Source organism: Pseudomonas peli (assembly GCF_050563605.1).
GTDB classification, from domain to species: domain Bacteria; phylum Pseudomonadota; class Gammaproteobacteria; order Pseudomonadales; family Pseudomonadaceae; genus Aquipseudomonas; species Aquipseudomonas peli_A.
The window spans coordinates 43,196-65,425 of the sequence record NZ_JBNXUH010000004.1 but is presented as its reverse complement, the minus strand read 5'-3'; the positions used below and the strand labels follow the sequence as shown (position 1 = coordinate 65,425).

The window sequence follows — 22,230 nt, the reverse complement described above, 5'->3', positions numbered from 1 at the left end:
TAGGAGATTCTGAATGAAAGCCACCTTCAGGCTGGCGCTGGCCGGCATGTGTCTACTATTTCCCTTCGTTTCTTCAGCCAACTGTTTAACTGCTTACTCGAACTATATTTCTGGCGGCATATTTGCTGCGGAGTCTTTATCTAACCATCCAGAGTGTTTTGGTGGTGGTGCGACGACCTCCCAAGTGCTGTTCAATGCCACCGCGGGCCAACAATCTCTTGCCATCTCGGACAATCTGGCGCGGCGCTGGATTGCCCCTGGCGCGCCTGCGATGGCGGGCAATGCAGCAGGCCGCGGGATGGCTGCAGGTGATGCTCTGCCTGGTTTGAATCTGTGGGCCAGTGCTGCGGACGAAGATACTGATCAGCGCTATGGCAATATTTCCGGTAATACCACGAAGAACGATTTTGATATTCAGAATTACATTGTTGGCGCCGACTTTGGCCTTTCTCCAGCATTAATCTTGGGCGTTTCCCTAGCGATTGATAACGGAGATATCTCTGGGATCAATACCGCTATTGGTGCAGAAGAAAACGAGCTGACTAGTCGCGGTTTTATGCTCGCGCCTTATCTCGGCTGGCAGTTGAATGAGCATTGGGCACTGGATGCCAGTGTGGGTATTGGTGAAGGCGAGTTGGATGCCAGTGGCAGCAGCCGACAGGAGGTTGACCGCTGGTATGCCGGACTAAACCTCAATTACCAGCGCTGGTTAGGCAGTTGGCAGTTCAGTGGGCGGGCCAGTTACCTGCATGCCGAAGAGTCGTATGACGATATTCGCCTGCGTGGTGAGACCCAGCAGCAGTTAGGCGGGCTGCAGAAACTGCAGAACTCTGATGCCACCAATGAACTTGACCGTATTCAGCTGGGTGGTCAGGTCGGTTACTGGTGGAATGGTTGGCTGCCGTACGCTGGGCTGCGTTATATGGACGATGTACATCGTTCGACCACGCAGAACTTTGCCCCTTCTGATCCTATAGGTCGGGAGGCCTGGGTCTGGGTCTTGGGGGTCAACTACCTCTCCCTGGCTCATGGTGTCAGCGCCGGGCTGGCCTATGAGCAAGAGGAAGGCCGTGGCAATCAGAATATGAATACCTGGATGGCCAACCTTAACCTGCGATTCTGATTGTTGTGGTAGGCGCAGTGCTCTGGCGTTTGGTGCTGCTGGGTGCATGCGTGTGCTGGCTGGGTGGCTGCACTCAGCCAGTTCAACTACAGGGTTCGCGGCTAAAGACTGAGGCCTGGGTGATGGAGCGGGGTTGGTCGTCGGTTGAGCTGGTGGCTCAGCCGTTCAACCTGTTGGGTTTGCTGCGGCAGACGGCTGCCTCGCAGGCGCTCACCCTCTATATCGAGGGCGATGGCGCACCTTGGCCTTCCGTCTATAGGCCGCCGCAAGATCCCACGCCCATTCGTCCGTTGGCGATGCTGCTTGCCGAGCGCGATACAGCAGTGGCCGTCGCCTACCTGGGGCGCCCTTGCCAGTATCTGAGCACGAGCGAGTTGCGCCAGTGCTCTCCCTTGTACTGGAGCGAACGGCGTTTCTCCGCTGAGGTATTGCAGGCTATGGACCGGGCGGTAAGCGAGCTCAAGAAACAGGCGGGAGCCGAGCGGCTGCGCTTGGTCGGTTATTCCGGCGGTGGCGTGTTGGCGACCCTGCTGGCGCAACAGCGTGATGATGTTGAGCTGTTGGTTACGCTGGCTGCCCCCCTGGCACTGAACGAGTGGACCAGGCGTCTGCAGCTGTCACCCTTGCATGGCTCGCTGGACCCGCTGGATGGGCCACGTCAGCGTGCGCGGGCGCTGCATTTCAGTGGTGCGGCGGATCGGGTGGTACCCACTGCGGTAGCTGCGTATTTCGTCTCTCACCATGGTGGGCGTCTGGAACAGCTGCCCGGCTTCGACCATGCATGTTGTTGGCTACAACGCTGGCCTGCACTGTTGATGGGTTTGGAGGGCGAGCAATGAAAACAACTTCTTGGTTAGCCTTGGCGCTACTGGTACTAATCGAGCCAGTGCTGGCCGATTTTCGCCCTCCGGCTTTCGCCGGCGGTATACCCGGGCGTGCGCAGATGCAAGCCATTGATCTGCAGCGCCACCAGGCCCGTACCTTGCTCTACCGTGAAGCGCTGGAAGAGTTGCGACGCAATCCGCGGGTGGTGGATGTGCGTGAGTGCACCGCCGCCGATGACGATCAGGCTTACTGCTTGCCCAAGGCTGCGCTGGGCGGCGTGCCGGCAGCGATTGCCGGGCGGCCGATCGAGCGGCGCGTAGCACTGCTGATTGGCAATAACCAGTATCAGTCGCCAATCCCCGCGTTGCGTACCCCGATCCGTGATGTTGAGCGAGTTGCCGCCACTCTCAAGCAGGTGTTGGGGTTTGAGCTGCGCGTGCTGAACAACGCCAGCAAGGCCGATATTGTCCGCGCGGTGGCCGCCTTGGCGCGGGAAATGACGCCGGCCGATGCGGTATTCGTCTACTACGCCGGGCATGGCTACCTGATGGATGACACCGAAATGGGTTACTGGATACCCAGCGATGGCTCGGTAAAAACAGCGGCGCAATGGATCTCCAATCAGGACATCGCCACCCTGCTGCGGGCGATTCCCGCGCGTCAGGTATTGCTGGTTTCGGACAGCTGTTTTTCCGGCACCTTAGTGCGTGGCCAGACCTACCAGGGTGGACGGATTGCACCCGCTGAGGTACTGCGCAAACGTAGCGTACTGGTGTTGTCTTCCGGTGGCGAGGAGCCGGTGTCCGATGAGGGTAAAGACGGCCATTCGATCTTCGCCTGGCATTTTCTGCGTAGCTTGCAGGGGCTGGATGCCACCGTGCCTGGTTTCAATCTGTATCAGGTGGTGCGCCGTGGTGTCAGCCAAGACTACCCGCAACAGCCGCAGTACGGCGCTGTATCGGTAGCCGGGCATGAGGCAGGTGGCGAGTATCTATTCGAGCGTTTGCCGAATTAGCTGCAGCATTGCGCAGATACCTTCGGGTTATTGATCTGATCTGACATTAAGGCACGTAGCCGCCTTTCCCCTGTGGGCGCATGGCGGGAGCTTTCGGTCGTGGGTCGCGTTTTAGTGCGCCGGTGAGTTGCCAGGTTAGCGCGCCGTCATTTGGTGCGGCGCGGCTCATGGCTTCCTGCGGGTCGGCGATGCGCGGGTGCCAGAGGTGCAGGGTTTGTCCGGCGGCGGCATCGAAGTCCAGGCGGGTTTTGCCCTGTTTGTCGGTCTGGGCAAACCAGGGTGTGTCGAGCACCAGGATAAAGCCGAGCATCCAGTCGTGGATATTGCAGCCCAGGGTGACCAGGCCGGGCTGGTCGAAGCGCATCTCCTGGGGCGCGGCCTTCTGCTGGTGCAGGCGCAGTTCGAAGCGCTTGGCCGGCGAGAAGGAGTAGACGTGGTGGTTGATCGGGTCGGAGTTGGGGAAGCTCACCGTGGTGCCGACCTGCACCGGCAGGATATAGGGGGTGAACTGGCGCTTCTGCTGGTCCATCAGCGCGGTGGCGGATTGGCTTTGCGTCGGCCCCGGCTCGACCCAGAGCACTGCGTCACTGAGCGGGTTGCCCTGATTGTCGAGTAGCACGATCTCCAGAGTTTGGGCCTGCGCCAGTGTGCCCAGCAGCGCCAGCAGTAACGCCAAAGCCGATTTCAGCATGATCGATTCCCCAAGACTGCACGACAGTAGCCGTCAGTATAGGAAGGCTTTGTGCGGCTGCCGGGTGATCAGCGCTGGGCGATCTGCTGGATCTGTTCAATCAGCCAGTGCAGCGCCGGGTCGCGTTGGCGCTGGGCCAGGCTGACGATTTCCAGATGAAACGGCCCCAGGGCGAACGGCAGCTCGAACAGTTGCAGTGGCAGCAGGCTGGCGAAGTGGCGCGCCAGTTGGGTCGGCAGCACCGCAGCCAGCTCGCTGCTGGCGACGATATGCGCGGCCTGCAGGTAGTTGGGCGTGGTGTAGAGAATCTCCCGACACAGGCCCTGTTCGCCCAGCCACTGGTCGACCATGCCGCGGGTCTGGCCGCCGTGAACCCAGAGATGGCGCAGTTGCAGAAAGGTCGGCAGATCCATGGTCGTGCGGGCTAGGGGATGATCACGACGCAGCGCCAGTTGCAGGGTTTCGCTCATCCAGTGCTGACGAGCAAAGCGCGCTGGGATTTCCTCGAAGCGGCCCAGCACCAGATCCAGCTCGCCCTTGTCCAGCGCCTCGGCCGGCAGGCTAGGGCTCAGGTGGCGGATGTCGATACGCATGCCGGGGGCCTGCTGGCTGAGCTGCTTGAGCAGGCGTGGCATGCAGATCAGCTCGACATAGTCGGTGACGGCGATGCTGAAGTGCTGACGGCTGCTGGCCGGGTCAAAGACCTCACCAGCGCTAAGGCTTTGCTCGATCTGCTGCAGGGCGGCGCGGATCGGGGTTTCCAGCGCCTGGGCGCGCGGCGTCGGCTGCATGCTGCGACCCACCCTTACCAGCAGCGGATCGTCGAGCAGTTCGCGTAGGCGATTCAAGGCGTTGCTCACTGCCGGCTGACTGAGCGACAGGCGTTCGGCAGCGCGGGAGACATTCTGCTCGCGCATCAGTGAATCGAACACGCGCAGGAGGTTGAGGTCGAAGGTTGAGATATTCATTGGCTGAATACGACTTATCACAAGACTAAATTTCAAAAATAGTAACGCCTTGCTTATGGTGGTTGGCGAATTTCTTTAGGCAACTGGCAGAGGGGTGGGCATGAGCAAGGCATTTGAGGTTCAGCAGGCCGCGGTGATCGGCGCGGGCACCATGGGCCGCGGTATTGTGATGAGCCTGGCCAACGCCGGCATCCAGGTGCTGTGGCTGGACAACAATCCGCAGATGCTCGCGCAGGCCATGACTGTGGTGGCCGACACCAACGCGCATAACGTCAAACTGGGCCGCATCAGCGAAGAACAGTCAGCCGCGCGCCTGGCCTGCATCACCCCGGTGGGCGATTACGCCGCGCTGGCCGACGCCGATCTGGTGATCGAGGCGGTGTACGAGAACCTGGAGCTCAAGCAGCAGATCTTCCGCACACTCGACGCCACCCTGAAGCCGGGCGCGATCCTCGCCAGCAACACCTCGGCGCTGGATATCGACGCGATTGCCGCCGTCACGGCGCGCCCCGAGCAGGTCCTGGGCCTGCACTTCTTCAGCCCGGCGCACATCATGAAGCTGTTGGAAATCGTCCGTGGCGCCAAAACTGCGCCGACGGTATTGGACGCGGCTGTGGCCCTGGGCCAGCGCATCGGCAAGGTCAGCGTGGTTGCGGGCAATTGCGACGGTTTTATCGGCAACCGCATGCTGCACACCTATGTGCGCGAGGCGCGCATGCTGCTGCTCGAAGGGGCTTATCCGCATCAGGTGGACGCCGCGTTGCAGGGTTTTGGTTTCGCCATGGGCCCGTTCCGCATGTATGACGTGGTCGGCATCGACCTGGAATGGCGCGCCCGCGAGCTGGCCGGCAAGGGCCAGAATGATCCGGCGGTTCAGGTGGATAACCGCCTCTGCGGCCTCGGTCGGTTCGGCCAGAAGGCGCGCATGGGCTATTACCGCTACGCCGAAGGCAGTCGCCAGGCCGAGCATGACCCTGAAGTGGATGCACTGGTGCTGCAGGTATCCGAGCAGATGGGCTTCACCCGCCGCGACATTGATCCTTCGGAGATTCTCGAGCGCTGCCTGCTGGCGCTGGTCAACGAGGGTGCGAAGATTCTCGAAGAGAATATCGCCGCCAACAGCCACGACATCGATCTGGTCTACCTCAACGGCTACGGCTTCCCCGCCGACAAAGGCGGGCCAATGAGCTGGGCGGATAGTCAGGGTGTTGCGGCGATTCATGACCGCTTGAAGGCGCTGCAGGCGACGTTCGGTGAGCACTGGTTGCCGGCACGGTTGATTGAGCAGCTGGCAGCCAGCGGTCAGCGTTTCGCCGATGTGCAGGGGGGCCGGGTATGAGCTACCAAGCCCCGCTGCGCGATATGCGCTTTGTGCTGCACGAGCTGTTCGATGTCAGCGGCCACTGTGAGCTGCTCGGTAACGGCCTTGATCGCGAGCTGATCGACGGTGTGCTGGAAGAGGGCGCGCGTTACGCCGCCGAGGTGGTGGCGCCGCTGAATCGCAACAGTGATGAGCAAGGTTGCCAGCTGAGCGAAGGCCAGGTGCGCACCCCGGATGGCTTTGCCGAGGCCTATCAGCAATACGTTGATAACGGCTGGGCGAGCATGACCGGGCCGAGCGACTACGGTGGCCAGGCGCTGCCGCAGATGCTTGCGTGCAACTTTCACGAGATGCTGATGGGCGCCTCGCTGTCGTTCCGGGTGTATTCCGGGCTGACCGAGGGCGCGGTGCTGGCGCTGTACAAACACGGCAGCGAGTCGCTGAAAAACACCTACCTACACAAGCTGGTCAGTGGCCAATGGGCCGGCACCATGTGCCTGACCGAACCGCAGGCGGGCACCGACCTGGCATTGCTGCGCACCAAGGCCGAACCGCAAGCGGATGGCCGCTTCAAGGTCAGCGGCAGCAAGATCTTTATCAGCGGCGGCGAGCAGGACCTGTCGGAGAACATCATTCACCTGGTACTCGCGCGTCTGCCGGATGCCCCGGCCGGGGTGAAGGGCATCAGCCTGCTGCTGGTGCCAAAATTTATCGCCGCGGCCGACGGCACGCCCGGCGAGCGTAATGCGCTTTCCTGCGGCGCCATCGAGCACAAGATGGGCATCAAGGGCGCCTCCACCTGCGTGATGAACTTCGACGGCGCCACCGGCTGGCTGATCGGCGAGGCCAACCAGGGTTTGGCCGGCATGTTCACCATGATGAACGACGCGCGTTTCCAGGTCGGTTTGCAGGGCCTGGGCATCGGCGAAGCGGCGTTTCAGGGCGCGCTGCGTTATGCCCGCGAGCGCTTGCAGTCGCGCGCGCTGAGCGGGCCGGCTGAGCCGGGCAAGGCGGCCGATCCGATCATTGTTCACCCCGATGTGCGGCGCATGTTGCTGACGCAGAAGAGCCTGGTCGAAGGCAGCCGTATGCTGGCGGCCTACTGCGCGCGCCAGCTCGACCTTGAGCACGGCCATCCGGACGCCGCCGCGCGCAAGGCCGCCGGCAAGCGCGCGGCGCTGCTGATCCCGATCGTTAAAGCCTTCTTTACCGATATGGGCCAGGAAGTCGCCAGCCACGCGGTGCAGGTGTATGGCGGCCACGGTTTTATCCGCGAGTGGGGCATCGAGCAACTGATGCGCGACAGCCGCATCACCCAGCTGTATGAAGGCACCAACGGCATCCAGGCGCTGGACTATATCCGCCGCAAGGTGCTCGGCGACGGCGGTGCCGAACTGTCGGCGTTGCAGGCCGAGTTCAGCGAGCTGTGTGATGCCCAGGTGGGCCGGCCGACCCTGGCCGCACTGGCTAAAACAGTGCAGACGCGTCTGGGCGAGTGGCGCGAGCTGAGCAGCGCGGTGATTGCCGCCAGCCAGCGCGATGTGCAGGAGATCGGCGCGGTTTCGGTGGATTTTCTCCAGTATTCGGCCTATGTGCTGTTGGCCGGCTTCTGGCTGCAGGCGGCGGCACGGGCCCAGGATGCCCTGGAGGCGGGAGACGGTGAGGCAGCGTTCTACCAGGCCAAGCTGCAGTCCGCCGACTTCTACCTGCGTCGGGTGTTGCCACGGGCCAGTGCCCATCGCGAAGCCTTGCTTGGTGGCGCGGCGTGCCTGATGGCCATGGATGAGGCGAGTTTCGCCTTCTGACCGAAGCGCGTAGCGTGGGTACCAGCCACGCTGCTCGCGAGCCATTTATTACAACAAGAGGATCACCCCATGCTGCCCTTTAGCTTTGCCACCACCGCGCAGATTCTCTGCGAGATCGGCGCCTCCCGGCGTTTGGCCGAGCTGTGCCGCGAGCGCGGCGCGCAACGGGTGCTGATCGTCACCGATCCGGGCATCAGCAAGCTCGGCCTGTTGGCGGACGTGCTGCCAGGCTTTGTCCGCACCGAGCTGACCGTCGAGGTATTCGATCAGGTGGTCGCCGACCCGCCCGAGGCCATTCTGTTGGCAGCGGTTGAGCAGGCCCGGGCGCTTAAGGCGCAGCTGATCGTTGGCTTTGGCGGCGGCAGCTCGATGGACGTGGCCAAGCTGGTGGCGCTGCTCGCCCATCCCGACTGCGGCCAGGAGCTGGCGCAGATTTACGGTGTCGGCAATGCCCGAGGCCAGCGCCTGCCGCTGATTCTGGTGCCGACCACTGCCGGCACCGGTTCGGAAGTCACGCAGATTTCCATTATCACCACCGGCGAAACTACCAAGATGGGCGTGGTCTCGCCGCTGTTGCTGCCGGACCTGGCGCTGCTCGATGCTGAGCTGACCCTCGGCCTGCCGCCGGCTGTGACCGCCGCCACTGGTATCGACGCCATGGTTCATGCCATAGAGGCTTACACCAGCGCGCTGAAAAAGAATCCGCTGTCCGACCTGCTGGCCCGCGAAGCGTTGCGCCTGCTGGCGGCCAATCTGGATGAAGTGGTGCACAACGGCGGCAACCGCGAGGCGCGTCAGGCCATGTTGCTGGGTTCCTGCCTGGCCGGCCAGGCGTTTGCCAATGCGCCGGTGGCGGCAGTGCATGCGCTGGCTTATCCGCTGGGCGGGCATTTCCATATTCCCCACGGACTGAGTAACGCCTTGGTGCTGCCGCATGTGCTGGGCTTCAACGGCAATGCGGCCGCGCCGTTGTATGCCGAGCTGGCGCCGCTGGTGCTGGGCGATCAGCTGCGCGCCGGCAGTGTTTTGCAGCAGACCGAGCAGTTTATTGGCGCACTGGCCGATTTCAGCGTGCGCAGCGGCCTGCCCACGCGCCTGCGTGATGCCGGTGTGCCGCAAGACATGCTGCCGACCCTGGCGCGCGACGCCATGCAGCAACAGCGCCTGCTGGTGAACAACCCGCGGGAAATGACCGAGGCTCATGCCCTGGCCATCTATCAGGTGGCTTATTAAGCCGCTTCGCCAACCTCAAGGACTCCCGATGAGCCAACCCCAGCACCTGCGCAGCGATTACCGGCATTTCCAGCCGATCACCACGCGCTGGCATGACAATGATGTCTACGGCCACGTCAACAACGTCACCTACTACAGCTTCTTCGACAGTGCGGTGAACACCTACCTGATCGAGGTTGGTGGCCTGGATATCCATAACGGTGAGGTGGTGGGTTTTGTGGTCAGCTCCAGCTGCGATTACTTCGCCTCTATCGCCTTCCCCGAACGCATCGAGATCGGCCTACGGGTCGGCAAGCTGGGCAATAGCTCGGTGCAGTACGAGCTGGCGGTATTCAAGGCAGATGAAGACGAGGCCTGTGCGGCCGGGCGCTTTGTGCATGTCTTCGTCGACCGCAGCAGCAATCGCCCGGTAAGCATTCCCGAGAACCTGCGCGCAGCGCTGACGGTGCTGCTGATGGAGCCGGCTGTGTAGGAGGCGCGTTAGCGGCGAGCCGCCCGGCTGCAGCCGCGGTTAAAGCTCTTGCCACATAAACAAAAAAGCCGCTGTTAGGCGGCTTTTTGCTGTCAGCACTCGGCACTTAGTGATGTTTGTGCTTTTTATGCTTCTTGTGTTTTTTACGGTGGTCGTGGCCGCGATCACGTTCGCTGCCGCCGGCGTATTCATTGGCCAGCGCGCCACCGGCTGCGCCGCCCAGGCCGGCACCAATGGTTGAACCGGTGCTGCCGCCGACCTTGTTACCCAGTACCGAGCCACCGGCTGCGCCCAGGCCGCCGCCCAATGCGGCTTCGGTCTTGTTACCGTCGCGTGCGGTAATCACCCCGCCCGCTGCGCCGCCCAGACCCGCCCCGATGGCTGCGCCTGTGCTGCCGCCAACCTGTTGACCGATCACATTGCCTAGGGCGCCACCCACACCGCCACCAATGGCGACTTTGCCGGTATCACCCGCCAGGGCGAGGGGAGAGGCCAGGGCGCTGAACAACACCACAGAAATTAATGTACGCATACGGCAGACCTTCTTCGATAAGTGGGCATGCAGATTTATTTAAACCCCTGATTTCCAAGGGTGAAACATCTGCACTGCAGGCCGCTTGATGCAGTGGCCGGCAGTATAGGCTTAGAGCTCATCGGCTCGGAAAATTCCCTGCCACTGGTCGCCGCTGTGATCGCCGCCACACATCTAAAGAATGCGCGCTTCTGCCCGATGCGCCTGCAGACGGATGGCTACGTACTTCGAGGTCGGGGTAAAGCTGCCGGTACCGAAACTTTGCAGCGGCACCAGCGGGTTGGCCTCCGGGTAGTAGGCGGCTGCCTGGCCGGCGGGAATATCGAAGGCCAGCAGGGTAAAGCCAGCAACCTTGCGTTCGATGCCGTCATTCCAGATCGACTGGATATCGACCTGCTGCCCCGGTTGAAAGCCCAGGCGCAGGATGTCCGCTTCGTTGACGAACAGAACCTGGCGTTGGCCCTTTACCCCACGGTAGCGGTCATCCAGGCCATAAATGGTGGTGTTGTACTGATCATGGGAGCGCAGCGTCTGCAGGATCAGGTCCGGCGTTTGCCCGCTGTTGCGCACCTGCGGTGGCAGCAGGTCGGCGGGCAGCGGGTTGGCTTTGAAGTTGGCTTTGTGGCTAGGCGTGAGCCAGCGCCGCTCGGCGGCGGCGTTGCCCAGGTAGAAGCCGCCAGGGTGTTGCAGGCGCTGGTTGAAGTCACTGAAGCCGGGAATAGTCTCGGCAATCAGTTCGCGGATGCGCCGGTAATCGGCAATCAGCGCATCCCAGTCCACCGGATGATTGCCCAGGGTGGCCTTGGCGATACCGGCAATGATCGCCGGCTCCGAACGCATCTGTGCCGACAGCGGTTCGAGCTGGCCGTAGGAGGCGTGGATCATGCTGAACGAGTCTTCCACGGTCACCGCCTGCGGGCCGTCGGCCTGGTGGTCGATATCGGTACGGCCCAGGCACGGCAGAATCAGCGCGTCGGCTCCGGTGGTCAGATGGCTGCGGTTGAGCTTGGTGCTGATCTGCACGGTCAGCGCGCAACGGCTCAATGCGGCATGGCTGCGCGGGCTGTCGGGGGTGGCTTGGGCGAAGTTGCCGCCCAGGCCGATAAATACCTTGGCCTGGCCGCCGAGCATGGCGTTGATCGCCTCGACGGTGTTGTGGCCCTGTGCGCGTGGCACCTGGAAGTTAAAGCGTTGCTCCAGCGCATCGAGAAAGGCTGCCGGCGGGCGCTCATTGATGCCCATGGTGCGGTCGCCCTGCACGTTGCTGTGGCCGCGCACCGGGCACAGGCCGGCGCCGGAACGGCCGAGGTTACCGCGCAGCAGCTGCAGGTTAACGATTTCCTGAATGGTCGCCACCGAGTTGTGGTGCTGGGTGATGCCCATAGCCCAGCAGATGATCACTCGCTCGGCGCGGCGGTAGAGCAGGGCGGCATGTTGCAGCTCGTCCAGGCTCAGGCCGGATTGCTCGACCAGCGACTCCCAACTGCTGGCATCCAGCAGCGCTAAATAGTCATCCACGCCGTTTGTGTGTTCAGCAATAAACGCCAGGTCGAACACCGCTGGCTCGCCATTAGTCAGCGCTTCCCGGTGCCATTGCATCAGGAACTTGGCCATGCCGCGCAGGGCGGCTAAATCGCCGCCCAAGGCTGGGCGGAAGAACGCGGTGTTGAGTGGTTCGGAGCCGTTGCTAAGCATTTCCAGGGCATGTTGCGGATGCTGAAAGCGCTCCAGGCCACGCTCCTTTAGCGGGTTGAAGCACACCACTTGGGCGCCGCGTTTAACCGCCTCGCGCAGCGGTTCGAGCATGCGCGGGTGGTTGGTGCCGGGGTTCTGCCCAAGCACGAAGATCGCGTCGCTGTGCTCGAAATCGGCGAAGGTCACGCTGCCCTTGCCGACGCCCACGCTCTGCCCGAGGGCCACGCCGCTGGCTTCGTGGCACATGTTCGAGCAGTCGGGGAAGTTGTTGCTGCCGAAGGCGCGGACGAACAGTTGATAGAGGTAGGCCGCCTCGTTGCTGGCGCGGCCGGAGGTGTAGAACTCGGCCTGATTGGGGCTTTCCAGTGCCTTTAAACGCTCGGCGATCAGGGCGAAGGCGGCGTCCCAGCTGATCGGCAGGTAGTGATCGCTGGTGGCGTCATAGCGCATCGGTTCGGTCAGGCGACCCTGGTATTCGAGCCAGTAATCGCTCTGTTCACGCAGCTGGCTGACGCTGTAGCGGGCGAAGAAGGCGGCGTCTACGCGGCGCTTGGTGGCCTCCCAGTTGACCGCCTTGGCGCCGTTCTCGCAGAACTTGATGCGCCCGTCTTCCGGCGAATCACCCCAGGCGCAGCCGGGGCAGTCGAAGCCGCCGTGCTGGTTGGTCTTGAGCAGGGCGCGCAGGTTCTTGAACGGCTGCTTACTGTCCAGCCAGAAGCGCGTCACGCTGCGCAGCGCGCCCCAGCCGGCGGCCGGCCCGCTGTAGGGTTGGTAGCGCGGATTGATCGGTTGCAGGCTCATGGCTGGGCGACTCCGGGCGCTGCTGGGCTGTAAACCCGTGGCGCGCTCTGCTGGGGCAGGTGGATCAGGTTGAGGTTGTGCTGGCGTGCCCACTGCACGCTGAGGGTGGTCGGTGCGGACAGGCTGACCAGGGTGCCGATACCGGCGCGCAGGGCCTTGTGGATCAGCTCCAGGCTGCAACGGCTGGTGACCACGGCAAAGCCCTGGCGCAGGTTTTCCCTTTCGCGATGCAGGGCGCCGAGCAGTTTGTCGAGGGCGTTATGCCGGCCGATATCTTCGCGACACAGACGGATCTGTCCTTGGCCGTCGACAAACAGTGCGGCATGCACCGCGCCGCTGTGGCGGGCCATGGTCTGTACGGATTGAATCCGCTGGCGCAGGCCCTGCAGATGGGCTGCCGCTGGTAGCGGACTGGGCGTGAGGCTTTGCAGTTGTGGCAGGGCTTGCTCCAGCGCTTCGACCCCGCACAGGCCGCAGCCGCTGTTACCGGCCAGGGTGCGGCGCTGCTGTTTGAGCGCCCAGAATGCGCGGTTGCTGACCTGCACCTCGGCGCTGATGGCGCTGGCCTGTTGCTGAAGGCGGATATCGTAGATCTCATCGAAGCTATCGATCAGACCGGCACTCAGACTGAAACCGTAGATAAAGTCTTCAAGATCGCTGGGAGAGACCATCATCACGCTGTGGCTGATGCCGTTGTAACTGATCGCCAGTGCCGCTTCTGTGGCCAGCGCGGCGGCGCCATCCAGCTGCGCCTCTGCCAGTTCGACATAGCTGTAGGTGGGCGCCGGCAGCAGCACTGGGGCGGCATCTTTGACGATTGCAGGGGCGTGGCGTGGCATGGGCAGGCTTCCCGGCGACGGAGTGACTTCGCCAGCCTAGGCCGCTCGGCCGAGGGCGTCTAATCGCTGTTACTGATCTTGTGATCGATGCTCTCTATCAAGGCGTCAAGTGCAGGCTTTCACTCTGCGGCAGGCGGCAAGAGTTTCTGCGCTTCGGCAAAGCAGGCTTCGGCCAGGGCCGAGCGCGGCGCACTGCGGCGCAGGATCAGGCCCAGCGGGGCGAGGGTGTGGGCGTCTTCGATGGGCGTTAACGCCAGGTGTTCGGTGAACTCGGCCAGGCCGCCATTGAGCGGCATGATCGCGCAACACAGCCCGGCGCTGACTGCTTGCAGCAGTTGATGCACGGCATCGGTTTCCAACCGTGGGTTGGGCGTCAGGCCGCGGGAACGAAAGCTGTGGTCGATTGACTGGCGAAAATGCATGCCGGCCGAGAGCAGCCCGAGCGGCAGGTCGATCAGGCTTTCCCAGCGCAGCGCCGGGCGGGTGAACTGAAAATGCCGGCGGTCATACAGCAGGCCCATGCGCGTTTCCGCCAACTCCAGGCTATCGAAATGCTCGGGGTTAAGGCGGTCGAGGTAGGACAGGCCGAGGTCGAGTTGATTACGCCCGAGGCGTTCGAGAATTTCCTCGCTGCTCAGGGCAAACAGCTGAAAGCGCAGCCCGGCATGCTGCTCGGCGAAAAACTGCACCAGGCGCATCGGATCTAAGCCGGCCAGCGGCACCACACCCAGACGCAGGGTGCCAACCAGCTGGCCACGGCAGGCGGCCGCTTCTGCATACAGGCCATCGTGGGCGGCCATCAGGCTGCGCGCCCAGGCCAGAATGCGCTCGCCTTCGGCACTGAAACCCTCGAAGCGCTGACCACGCCGGACCAGTTCCAGGCCTAGCTCGTCCTCCAGCTGACGCAAACGCATCGACAGGGTCGGCTGGGTGATATGGCAGCGCGCGGCGGCTTGGCCGAAGTGGCGGGTTTCATCCAGGGCGATGAGGAATTTCAGCTGTTTGATATCCACGATGAATCCTTCAAATCCCTGGGTTGCGCCGATTCTAGCAGGCAGTTGCGGGCGGTTAGGCGCGGAATGCGGCCTATAACGCGGCCTGCAGCGACAGCACCGGGCCTGGCACCTTTGTCACGAATCCGGGTCTAGACTTCTGGCTCCGGGCGGCGTCGCCCGGCCACTTTCCAAGGAATCAAGAGGAAGCCTTATGAGTCTGTTTGCCTTTGTCAAAGAAGCCGGGACCAAGCTCTGGGAGTCGCTGGTCGGCCAAGAGGCCCAGGCGGCCGAATCACTGACGGCGCACGTCGCCAAAGTGGGCTTGGGTAACCCGAATATTCAGGTCAGCGTCGAGGGCGATAAAGTCACCGCTCGCGGTGAGGTGGCCAGCCAGGAAGAGAAGGAGAAAATCCTGCTGGCCCTGGGTAACGTCGCCGGTGTGGCGTCAGTGGAGGACCATATTAGCGTGACTACGCCGGCCCCGGCGGCGCGCTTTGTCACGGTGAAGAAGGGCGACACCCTCAGCGCGATTGCCAAGGCCGAATACGGCAACGCCAATGCCTACCCGAAAATCTTCGAAGCCAACAAACCGATGCTCAGCCACCCGGACAAGATCTATCCGGGGCAGGTGTTGCGTATTCCCGAGGAATAAACGGCTTGCGTGTCGGGCGGCTGCAATGGCCGCCCGATGGGTTTATAGCCCTTGCAGCAACTCCTGGTAATCCTCCACCGCCGCAAACTCCTCGGTGTCCTTCGGCCCCGTCTGGCTATCGGGCTGGCGCACGGCGAGCAGGTGGCCGACGCCAAAATGTCCGGCGCTGCGCAAGATCGGTAGGCTGTCATCGATAAACAAACTGCGCGCAGGTTCGAAGCTGATGTCCTGCTGCAGGGCGTGCCAGAACTGCTGGTCTTCCTTGGGGAAGCCATAGTCGTGGGAGCTGATCAGCCGGTCGAAGTAGGGCGCCAGCTCGATGCGCTCCAGTTTCAACGACAGCGAATCGCGGTGCGCGTTGGTGATCAGCACCACCTGTTTGCCGGCTTGGCGCAGGGCCTGAATAAAGGTGTCAGCGTCCGGGCGCAGTGCGATCAAATGCGCCACTTCGCGCTTGAGGTCACGGATCGACAACTTCAGCTCGCGGCTCCAGAAATCCGTGCAGTACCAGTTGAGGGTGCCGGCGTGTTCGCGGAACAGCGGCAGCAGCTCGGCTTCGGCCAGCGCGCGGCTGATGCCGTGATGCTCGGCATAGCGCTGCGGCAGGTGCTGCAACCAGAAGTGGTTGTCGAAGTGCAGGTCGAGCAGGGTGCCGTCCATATCCAGCAGGACGGTGTCGATGGCGTTCCAGGGCAACGAGGGCATGCGCAGTTCTTCGGGCTGATGCGCAGGGAGTCGCGATTTGCACCATCGGCGTCGTGATCGCGCAATCTCCTACGCAGATAATAGGAAAAGCCGCGTTATGATAACCCGCTATGTCCTGCCCAGGAGCCGCCCCATGCGTCAGAAACCCACCGTACTCGCCCGCGAAATCGTCGCCAGCAGCCGCCTGTTCCGTGTCGAGGAGCTGCAACTGCGCTTCAGCAACGGCGTGGAGCGCACCTACGAGCGACTGGTGGGCAAGGGTTCCGGCTATGGCGCGGTGATGGTGGTGGCGATGGTCGATGACGAGCACGCGCTGCTGGTCGAGGAATATTGCGGCGGTACCGATGACTACCAGCTGTCGCTACCCAAGGGCCTGATCGAGCCGGGCGAGGACGTGCTGGAAGCGGCCAACCGCGAACTCAAGGAAGAAGCTGGGTTTGGCGCGCAGCACCTGGAGCTGCTGGCCGAGCTGAGCCTGTCGCCGGGCTATATGAGCCAGAAGATTCAGGTGGTGCTGGCCTCGGGTCTGTATGAAGAGCGTCTGCCGGGCGATGAGCCGGAGCCGATGCGCGTCGACAAGACCAGCCTGCGCGAGCTGTCGAGCCTGATCCAGCATCCGCAATTTACCGAAGGTCGCGCCCTGGCCGCGCTGTACCTGGCCCGCGATGTGCTGACTCAGCGTGGGATCTTTAAGCCATGAGCCATCCACTGATCCCCGCTGTGATTGAACTGGTGCGTCAGGCCGGCACGGCGACGCTGCCGCATTGGCGCGCCGACGTGACGGTTAATGAAAAAGCCGACGCCTCGCCGGTGACCGCCGCCGATATGGCCGCGCACCATATCCTTAACGATGGCTTGCTGGCCCTTGCCGCAGATATTCCGGTGCTGTCTGAAGAGGCGGCGGATATTGCCCTGAGCGAGCGCGGGCAGTGGAGCCGCTGGTGGTTGGTCGACCCGCTGGATGGCACCAAAGAATTTATCGCCGGTAGCGAAGAGTTCACCGTTAACGTCGCGCTGATCGAGCAGGGTCGCGTGGTGTTTGGCGTGGTGGGCATTCCGGCCACCGGTCAGTGTTATTACGGTGGTGCCGGTCTTGGTGCTTGGCGCGCCAATGCGGCGGGCAAAGCTGAGCCGATTCGTGTGCGTCTGGCCCCGCAGGAGGCCTTTACCCTGGTGGCCAGCCGTCGCCACTCCAGCCCGGCGCAGGAGGCGTTGCTGGCCGGTTTGAGTGAACGCTTTGGTGATCTGCAACTGGCCAGTGTCGGCAGTTCGCTGAAGTTCTGCCTGCTGGCCGAGGGCAATGCCGATTGCTACCCGCGTTTGGCGCCGACCTCGCAATGGGACACCGCAGCGGCGCAGGGCGTGCTGGAAGGGGCGGGCGGCGAGGTGCTGACGCTCAAGGGCGAGGCGCTGACCTATGAGGCGCGCGAGTCGCTACTTAATCCGTACTTTCTGGCTCTGCCTGCTGCTGCAGCCTGGCGCGCAGAGCTGATTCAGCTGGCTCGCGCGCTGGAATAAATACTTTGCTCGGATGATGGATATCGCTGCGCTCCACCCATCCTACGTCGCTGATCGCGGGCAAGCCCGCTCCTACATATTCGGCGGTGGCTCGGCTTAGTCGAGCATATCGCCGTAGCGTTCGTCCTTCTTGAACACCAGCGGCTGGGCGAAGCCCGGCACCGTGATCTGCTCGCAGTTGATCTCGATCTGCTGGTCGTCGATCAGGTCGTTGCCGAAGTTATAGATAATCCCCAGATCACCCAGCAGCGCTTGCGCGTCGTAGGCCTGTGCCGCCTTGCGGGTGGCTTCGCGGCGCTGCAGGTAGGCGGCAAAGGCCGCTTCGCCATGGCGCTTGCGCAGCATACGTTCGGCCACATGCGGGGCCAGCAGCAGGGCGCTGGCGTTGTTGCCGCCAAAACCCTTGGAGTTGATAAAGCACAGATCCAGCTGCTCGGGTGCGCGCGTACGGTCGGCGGTGGCGAAGCTTAGGTGCTGTTGGTGCACGTCTTCGGCCACCGCGTCGATGGTCTTGATCCCCGGGATGATGCCGTACTTGAAACTGCCCAGGGCGGAGATCACCTGATCGCCGCTGGCGGTGGCCAGGGAGTGGCCGACAAAGGCCTTCACCGCCGTGACCGGCCACTGCTTGATGGCGAAAGCACTGGCAATGCGGTCGAGAATTTCCGATTCGGTCACCCGGTTGGCCGGGGTGCTGGAACCGTGGGCATGCACAAAGCTGCGCTCGCGCACCGCGTCGATGCCCAGCAGTTGCACGGCGCTGGCCACGGCCTTGGCCACGGTCAGGTAGTTGCCGGGTCCGGGGGCGGAGATGGATTTCTTGAAACCGTCGGCGTTGATAAATACATCCGGCACCGCGCCGTGGATATCTGCGCCCAGCTCCAGGGCCAGGGCGTCGTCCATCAGCACGACGAACTGGCAGGCTTCGGCCAGGGTAAAGCCGCAGTTTTCGCCAAATGGGCGACTGGCGCGGCGGAAATCCACTTGTTCTTTGCCTTCGATTTGGCGCAGGCCGTCTTCGGTGGCCAGCGCGCCCATGGCGCCGTAACCCTCGATGCATTCCTGATTGATTGGCGCTTCGCTGCTGCCGATTATGACTACCCGCGCTTTGCCACTGGCAATCTGTTCGATGCCCTTCTGCAGGTTATAGAGGAAGGTGGCGCAGGCGCCGGTGATGGCGCCGGTGGTGCCAACGCTGCCCAGCACATAGGCGTTGATAAAGTCCGCCGACATGGTGTTGAGGCCCAGGGCCAGTTGCTTGGCGGTGACGCGTCCGCCCTTGAGGCGCGACTGCATCAGGCCGCCGAAGCCGTTTTCATCCAGCTGGCTCATGATGCAACTGGAGAACACCGCGACTTCGTCCGGAGCCACGTGCTGCATGATGGTCTGCCAGTCGATGCCGGTGGCGCGCAGCGCATCGGTGACGCCGACGATGGTCATGGCCAGGCCGCGCGGATGGAAGCGCGCGTTGTACAACTCGCTCGGCTCGAAGCCGCTGGGCAGCTGCCCGGCGGATTTCACAGGCAGGGCGCGGTAGCTGTCGACCTTGAATTCGCAGTTGTCGTGCAGGGTCACCAGCACTTCGCTGGCGTTCAACTCGTCCACCGTCCAGTCGGATGGCAGTGGCTCAGGCAGGTGCTTGCGCAGGGTGATAAAGCTCAGGGGCTGACCGGCTGTGGCGCTGATATCGATGGTCTTCTGCCAGTGCGCCGCGTCGACATCCAGATGCTGCTTCTCGATGCGGCGCACCAGGGTCGAGGCGAGAATCTGCTCGGCGAAGCGGCTGTCGATCTCGGCCAGGCTCAGGGCAGTGCCGGCGTCATCCTGATAGCCGCCATCGACCACCGTGACCAGCTTCATCATCACCGCCAGGCCCGCCAGGGTCTGCTGGCGCGCCGGCGTGTCCATTGACTCGATTACGGTACGGCGGAAGCCGTGGTGGAAAGAGCTGCGCCCAGCCGCGTTATAGCCACCAAAACCAACGATCACAGGTAAACGTGAAGTCACTCGATAACTCCTTGAAAAGATAACGCCAGACAAACCGAGATAAGGCTATGGAGGCTTGTCATACAGGCCGAAGCCGCTCTGCGGCGGTTATTACGCCGCGATCAAGCGCCCAGCATGGCTGTTCGGATGCCTATGCTGACGTGATTGCTGACTTGCAAGTCACGGTTTCGACCAAGGTAGCGCATCGCTAAAACCTTACGACTGTTATGGTTTCTGCGTACAACGGCCCAGCTGGAGAACAACAATGCACAGCGTCAATCCATACGAATACGGCATGCCCCGCGATGCGGCAAATTTTCAGGCGCTCAGCCCGCTGAGCTTTCTTGAGCGCGCTGCCAGCGTTTACCCGCAACGCCTGGCGCTGATCAATGGCAGCCTGCGCCAGACCTGGGGCGAAACCTATAGCCGCAGTATTCGTCTGGCCTCGGCGCTGGCGCAGCGCGGCATCGGCCTGGGCGACACAGTGGCGGTGATCGCGCCCAACGGCCCGGCGATGTTCGAGGCGCATTTTGGCGTGCCGATGTGCGGCGCGGTGCTGAATGCCATCAACACCCGCCTGGATGCCGAAGCCATCGCCTTTATCCTGCAGCACGGCGAAGCCAAGGTGCTGCTGGTGGACAAGGAGTTCGGCGAACTGGCCCAGCGCGTGGTCGGCCACTTGCCGCAGCCGCCGCTGGTGATCGGCATCGACGACCCGGAATATGCCGAAGGTCTGCTGATCGGTCAGCTGGATTACGAGGCGCTGCTGGCCGAAGGCGACCCCGATTACCCCTGGCAGTTACCGGCCGACGAGTGGCAGGCGATCTCCCTCAATTACACCTCCGGCACCACCGGCAACCCCAAGGGCGTGGTCTATCACCACCGTGGCGCGCACCTGAATGCTTTGTCCAACGCCATGTGCTGGGACATGAGCCGCTTCCCGGTGTACCTGTGGACGCTGCCGATGTTCCACTGCAACGGCTGGTGTTTCCCTTGGGCGCTGGCGGCCTACGTCGGCGTCAACGTGTGCCTGCGCCATGTGCGCGCCGAAGCCATCTACCCGGCGATTGCCGAGCATGGCGTCGACCATTTCTGCGGTGCGCCGATCGTGCTGAATATGCTGGCAAACGCCGATGAGGCGCTGAAAGCCCTGAAAACCCAGCCGGTAAAAGTGCTTACCGCTGGCGCCGCACCACCCGCCGCGGTGATCGAAGCCATGGAAGCCCTGGAATTTCGCGTGACCCACGTTTACGGCCTGACCGAAACCTATGGCCCGAGCGTGGCCTGCGAGTGGAAAAGCGAGTGGGATAGTGAAAGCCCGCAGCAGCGCGCCCGCCTGAAATCCCGCCAGGGCGTGCGTGCGCCGCTGCTCGACGGCCTGATGGTGGCCGACCCCGACACCCTGCAACCGGTGCCGAAAGACGGCCAGACCATTGGCGAGATCATGATGCGCGGCAACGTGGTGATGAAGGGGTACCTGAAGAACCCCTCGGCCACCGCCGAGGCCTTTGCCGGTGGCTGGTTCCACTCCGGCGACCTGGCGGTCTGGCATGCCGACGGCTATGTCGAGATCAAGGATCGCAGCAAGGACATCATCATTTCCGGCGGCGAGAACATCTCCTCTATCGAGGTGGAGGACGTGCTGTATCGCCATCCGCAGATCCTCGAAGCCGCTGTGGTGGCCATGGCCCACGCCAAATGGGGCGAAACGCCGTGCGCCTTTGTCACCCTCAAACCGGGTGCCGAGCTGACGGCCGAGGAAGTAATCGCCTTCTGTCAGCAGCGTATGGCGCGTTTCAAGGTGCCGGGCTGCGTGGTGTTTACCAGCCTGCCAAAGACCAGCACCGGCAAGGTGCAGAAGTTTGTGTTGCGTGAGCAGGCCAAGCAGTTGGCCGCGCAGCAGGCGGTGGCCTAAGGAGGATTGAAGGCACTTGTTACAGGTTTAAATGGATAACGAGTTGAGAACCTAAATGCCATTCACTAGTATTTGGCACCTTAACTCGTCTATACCAAGAGGCACTATCCATGCAGGTAAGCAAAGGTTTGTTCGCCGCACTCTCTCTTACAGCGCTGGCCAGCACTGCGCAGGCCGCCGATGAAGTGGTGGTTTACTCCGCACGTATCGACGAGCTGATCAAGCCGGTGTTTGATGCCTACACCGCCAAAACCGGGGTCAAGGTCAAGTTCATCACCGACAAGGAAGCGCCGCTGATCGCCCGTCTGAAAGCCGAAGGTGCCAACACCCCGGCCGACCTGCTGATCACCGTGGACGCCGGCAACCTTTGGCAAGCCGAGCAGGAAGGCGTGCTGCAGCCGACCAAATCCGAGCTGATCGCCGCCAATATCCCAGCCCAGTACCGCTCCAGCACCGACAGCTGGACTGGCCTGTCGCTGCGCGCGCGGACCATCTTCTATTCCACCGAGCGGGTTAAACCGAGCGAGCTGAGCACCTACGAAGCCCTGGCCGGCAAGGACTGGGAAGGCCGTCTGTGCCTGCGCACCAGCAAGAAGGTCTACAACCAGTCGCTGACCGCCACCCTGATCGAAACCCATGGCGAAGCTAAAACCGAAGAAATCGTCAAAGGCTGGGTGAGCAACCTGGCGACCGACGTGTTCGCCGATGACACCGCGCTGCTGCAGGCCATCGACGCCGGTCAGTGCGACGTGGGCATCACCAACACCTACTACTACGGCCGTCTGCACAAGCAGCAGCCTGATCTGAAAGTGAAGCCGTACTGGCCGAACCAGAATGACCGTGGCGTGCACGTCAACCTGGCCGGTGCCGGTGTGACCAAGTATGCGCCAAACGCCGAAGCCGCCCGCAAGCTGCTGGAGTGGATGACCACTGCTGAAGCGCAGACCATCTTCGCCGGCGTTAACCAGGAGTTCCCGGCCAATCCGGCCGTTGAGCCTTCTGCCGAAGTGGCTGCCTGGGGTACCTTCAAGGCCGACACCATCGCCACTGAAGTGGCTGGCAAGCGCCAGGCCGAAGCGACCATGCTGATGGATCGCGCTGGCTGGAACTAAGCCAGGGCTAAGCCGGCAGCTGGAAAA

20 protein-coding genes are annotated in these 22,230 nt (G+C 62.7%); 12 read left to right on the top strand and 8 right to left on the bottom strand.

What is annotated here, in order from left to right; genetic code table 11:
- Positions 1-13 precede the first annotated feature (13 nt).
- The 3 genes from ACQ4LH_RS06265 to ACQ4LH_RS06255 are packed head-to-tail and all read left to right on the top strand — an operon-like array spanning position 14 to position 2,963.
- Complete coding sequence (locus ACQ4LH_RS06265) at positions 14-1,123, top strand: autotransporter domain-containing protein (protein WP_430696428.1); 1,110 nt, start codon at positions 14-16, stop codon at positions 1,121-1,123.
- 17 nt (positions 1,124-1,140) lie between these two features.
- Positions 1,141-1,962, top strand: a complete 822-nt coding sequence (locus ACQ4LH_RS06260) for an alpha/beta hydrolase (RefSeq protein WP_430696427.1) — start codon at positions 1,141-1,143, stop codon at positions 1,960-1,962.
- Positions 1,959-2,963 (top strand): caspase family protein, encoded by a 1,005-nt coding sequence (locus tag ACQ4LH_RS06255; protein ID WP_430696426.1) that lies wholly within the window; start codon positions 1,959-1,961, stop codon positions 2,961-2,963. Before ACQ4LH_RS06260 ends, ACQ4LH_RS06255 begins: the two co-directional genes overlap by 4 nt.
- 46 nt (positions 2,964-3,009) lie before the next feature.
- On the opposite strand, the gene ACQ4LH_RS06250 is transcribed toward ACQ4LH_RS06255, so the two are convergent.
- Together ACQ4LH_RS06250 and ACQ4LH_RS06245 are read right to left on the bottom strand one after the other, a co-directional pair.
- Positions 3,010-3,654, bottom strand: a complete 645-nt coding sequence (locus tag ACQ4LH_RS06250; RefSeq protein ID WP_430696425.1) for a methylamine utilization protein — start codon at positions 3,652-3,654, stop codon at positions 3,010-3,012.
- 68 nt (positions 3,655-3,722) lie between these two features.
- Positions 3,723-4,622, bottom strand: coding sequence for a LysR family transcriptional regulator (locus ACQ4LH_RS06245; protein ID WP_430696424.1), 900 nt, complete (start codon positions 4,620-4,622; stop codon positions 3,723-3,725).
- Between the two features lie 100 nt (positions 4,623-4,722).
- Between ACQ4LH_RS06245 and ACQ4LH_RS06240 the strand changes: the two genes are divergently transcribed.
- The 4 genes from ACQ4LH_RS06240 to ACQ4LH_RS06225 all read left to right on the top strand — a co-directional run bounded on the left by ACQ4LH_RS06240 (position 4,723) and on the right by ACQ4LH_RS06225 (position 9,453).
- Positions 4,723-5,961 (top strand): 3-hydroxyacyl-CoA dehydrogenase NAD-binding domain-containing protein, encoded by a 1,239-nt coding sequence (locus ACQ4LH_RS06240; RefSeq protein ID WP_430696423.1) that lies wholly within the window; start codon positions 4,723-4,725, stop codon positions 5,959-5,961.
- Positions 5,958-7,748 (top strand): acyl-CoA dehydrogenase C-terminal domain-containing protein, encoded by a 1,791-nt coding sequence (locus tag ACQ4LH_RS06235; RefSeq protein WP_430696421.1) that lies wholly within the window; start codon positions 5,958-5,960, stop codon positions 7,746-7,748. Before ACQ4LH_RS06240 ends, ACQ4LH_RS06235 begins: the two co-directional genes overlap by 4 nt.
- 69 nt (positions 7,749-7,817) lie before the next feature.
- Positions 7,818-8,981, top strand: coding sequence for an iron-containing alcohol dehydrogenase (locus ACQ4LH_RS06230; RefSeq protein ID WP_430696420.1), 1,164 nt, complete (start codon positions 7,818-7,820; stop codon positions 8,979-8,981).
- A 28-nt stretch (positions 8,982-9,009) separates the two neighbouring features.
- Positions 9,010-9,453, top strand: coding sequence for an acyl-CoA thioesterase (locus tag ACQ4LH_RS06225; RefSeq protein ID WP_430696419.1), 444 nt, complete (start codon positions 9,010-9,012; stop codon positions 9,451-9,453).
- A gap of 106 nt (positions 9,454-9,559) precedes the next feature.
- Here ACQ4LH_RS06225 and ACQ4LH_RS06220 read toward each other — a convergent pair whose 3' ends face one another.
- The 4 genes from ACQ4LH_RS06220 to ACQ4LH_RS06205 form a co-directional block, all read right to left on the bottom strand.
- Complete coding sequence (locus tag ACQ4LH_RS06220; protein WP_430696418.1) at positions 9,560-9,985, bottom strand: glycine zipper domain-containing protein; 426 nt, start codon at positions 9,983-9,985, stop codon at positions 9,560-9,562.
- A 174-nt stretch (positions 9,986-10,159) separates the two neighbouring features.
- Positions 10,160-12,481: an FdhF/YdeP family oxidoreductase gene (locus ACQ4LH_RS06215; RefSeq protein WP_430696417.1), complete on the bottom strand. Its 2,322-nt coding sequence runs from the start codon at positions 12,479-12,481 to the stop codon at positions 10,160-10,162.
- Positions 12,478-13,326 (bottom strand): formate dehydrogenase accessory sulfurtransferase FdhD, encoded by an 849-nt coding sequence (fdhD, locus tag ACQ4LH_RS06210; protein ID WP_430696547.1) that lies wholly within the window; start codon positions 13,324-13,326, stop codon positions 12,478-12,480. The genes ACQ4LH_RS06215 and fdhD overlap by 4 nt, the downstream gene beginning before the upstream one ends.
- A 113-nt stretch (positions 13,327-13,439) precedes the next feature.
- Complete coding sequence (locus tag ACQ4LH_RS06205) at positions 13,440-14,333, bottom strand: LysR family transcriptional regulator (protein ID WP_430696415.1); 894 nt, start codon at positions 14,331-14,333, stop codon at positions 13,440-13,442.
- A gap of 193 nt (positions 14,334-14,526) precedes the next feature.
- Between ACQ4LH_RS06205 and lysM the strand changes: the two genes are divergently transcribed.
- Positions 14,527-14,967, top strand: coding sequence for a peptidoglycan-binding protein LysM (gene lysM, locus ACQ4LH_RS06200; RefSeq protein ID WP_430696414.1), 441 nt, complete (start codon positions 14,527-14,529; stop codon positions 14,965-14,967).
- 42 nt (positions 14,968-15,009) lie between these two features.
- Here the strand turns inward: lysM and yrfG are convergent, their stop codons facing one another.
- Positions 15,010-15,672, bottom strand: a complete 663-nt coding sequence (gene yrfG / locus ACQ4LH_RS06195) for a GMP/IMP nucleotidase (RefSeq protein ID WP_430696413.1) — start codon at positions 15,670-15,672, stop codon at positions 15,010-15,012.
- 133 nt (positions 15,673-15,805) lie between these two features.
- On the opposite strand from yrfG, the gene nudE reads away from it, so the two are divergent.
- A complete protein-coding gene (nudE, locus tag ACQ4LH_RS06190) occupies positions 15,806-16,372 on the top strand; it encodes an ADP compounds hydrolase NudE (RefSeq protein WP_430696412.1) in 567 nt (188 codons plus the stop codon).
- On the top strand, positions 16,369-17,190 hold the full coding sequence (gene cysQ / locus ACQ4LH_RS06185; protein ID WP_430696411.1) for a 3'(2'),5'-bisphosphate nucleotidase CysQ: 822 nt from the start codon (positions 16,369-16,371) through the stop codon (positions 17,188-17,190). Before nudE ends, cysQ begins: the two co-directional genes overlap by 4 nt.
- A gap of 96 nt (positions 17,191-17,286) precedes the next feature.
- Here cysQ and ACQ4LH_RS06180 read toward each other — a convergent pair whose 3' ends face one another.
- The gene (locus tag ACQ4LH_RS06180; RefSeq protein ID WP_430696410.1) at positions 17,287-19,197 is read right to left on the bottom strand and encodes a beta-ketoacyl synthase; all 1,911 of its coding nucleotides are present in this window, start codon (positions 19,195-19,197) and stop codon (positions 17,287-17,289) included.
- A 244-nt stretch (positions 19,198-19,441) separates the two neighbouring features.
- Here ACQ4LH_RS06180 and ACQ4LH_RS06175 point away from each other — a divergent pair, with 244 nt between their 5' ends.
- Both ACQ4LH_RS06175 and ACQ4LH_RS06170 read left to right on the top strand, forming a co-directional pair.
- Entirely contained in the window at positions 19,442-21,091 is a 1,650-nt protein-coding gene (locus ACQ4LH_RS06175; protein WP_430696409.1) for an acyl-CoA synthetase, read from the top strand.
- A 110-nt stretch (positions 21,092-21,201) separates the two neighbouring features.
- Positions 21,202-22,203 carry an extracellular solute-binding protein gene (locus ACQ4LH_RS06170; RefSeq protein ID WP_430696408.1) on the top strand — a complete coding sequence of 334 codons (1,002 nt, stop codon included), beginning with the start codon at positions 21,202-21,204 and terminating at the stop codon, positions 22,201-22,203.
- The last annotated feature ends 27 nt before the right edge of the window (positions 22,204-22,230 follow it).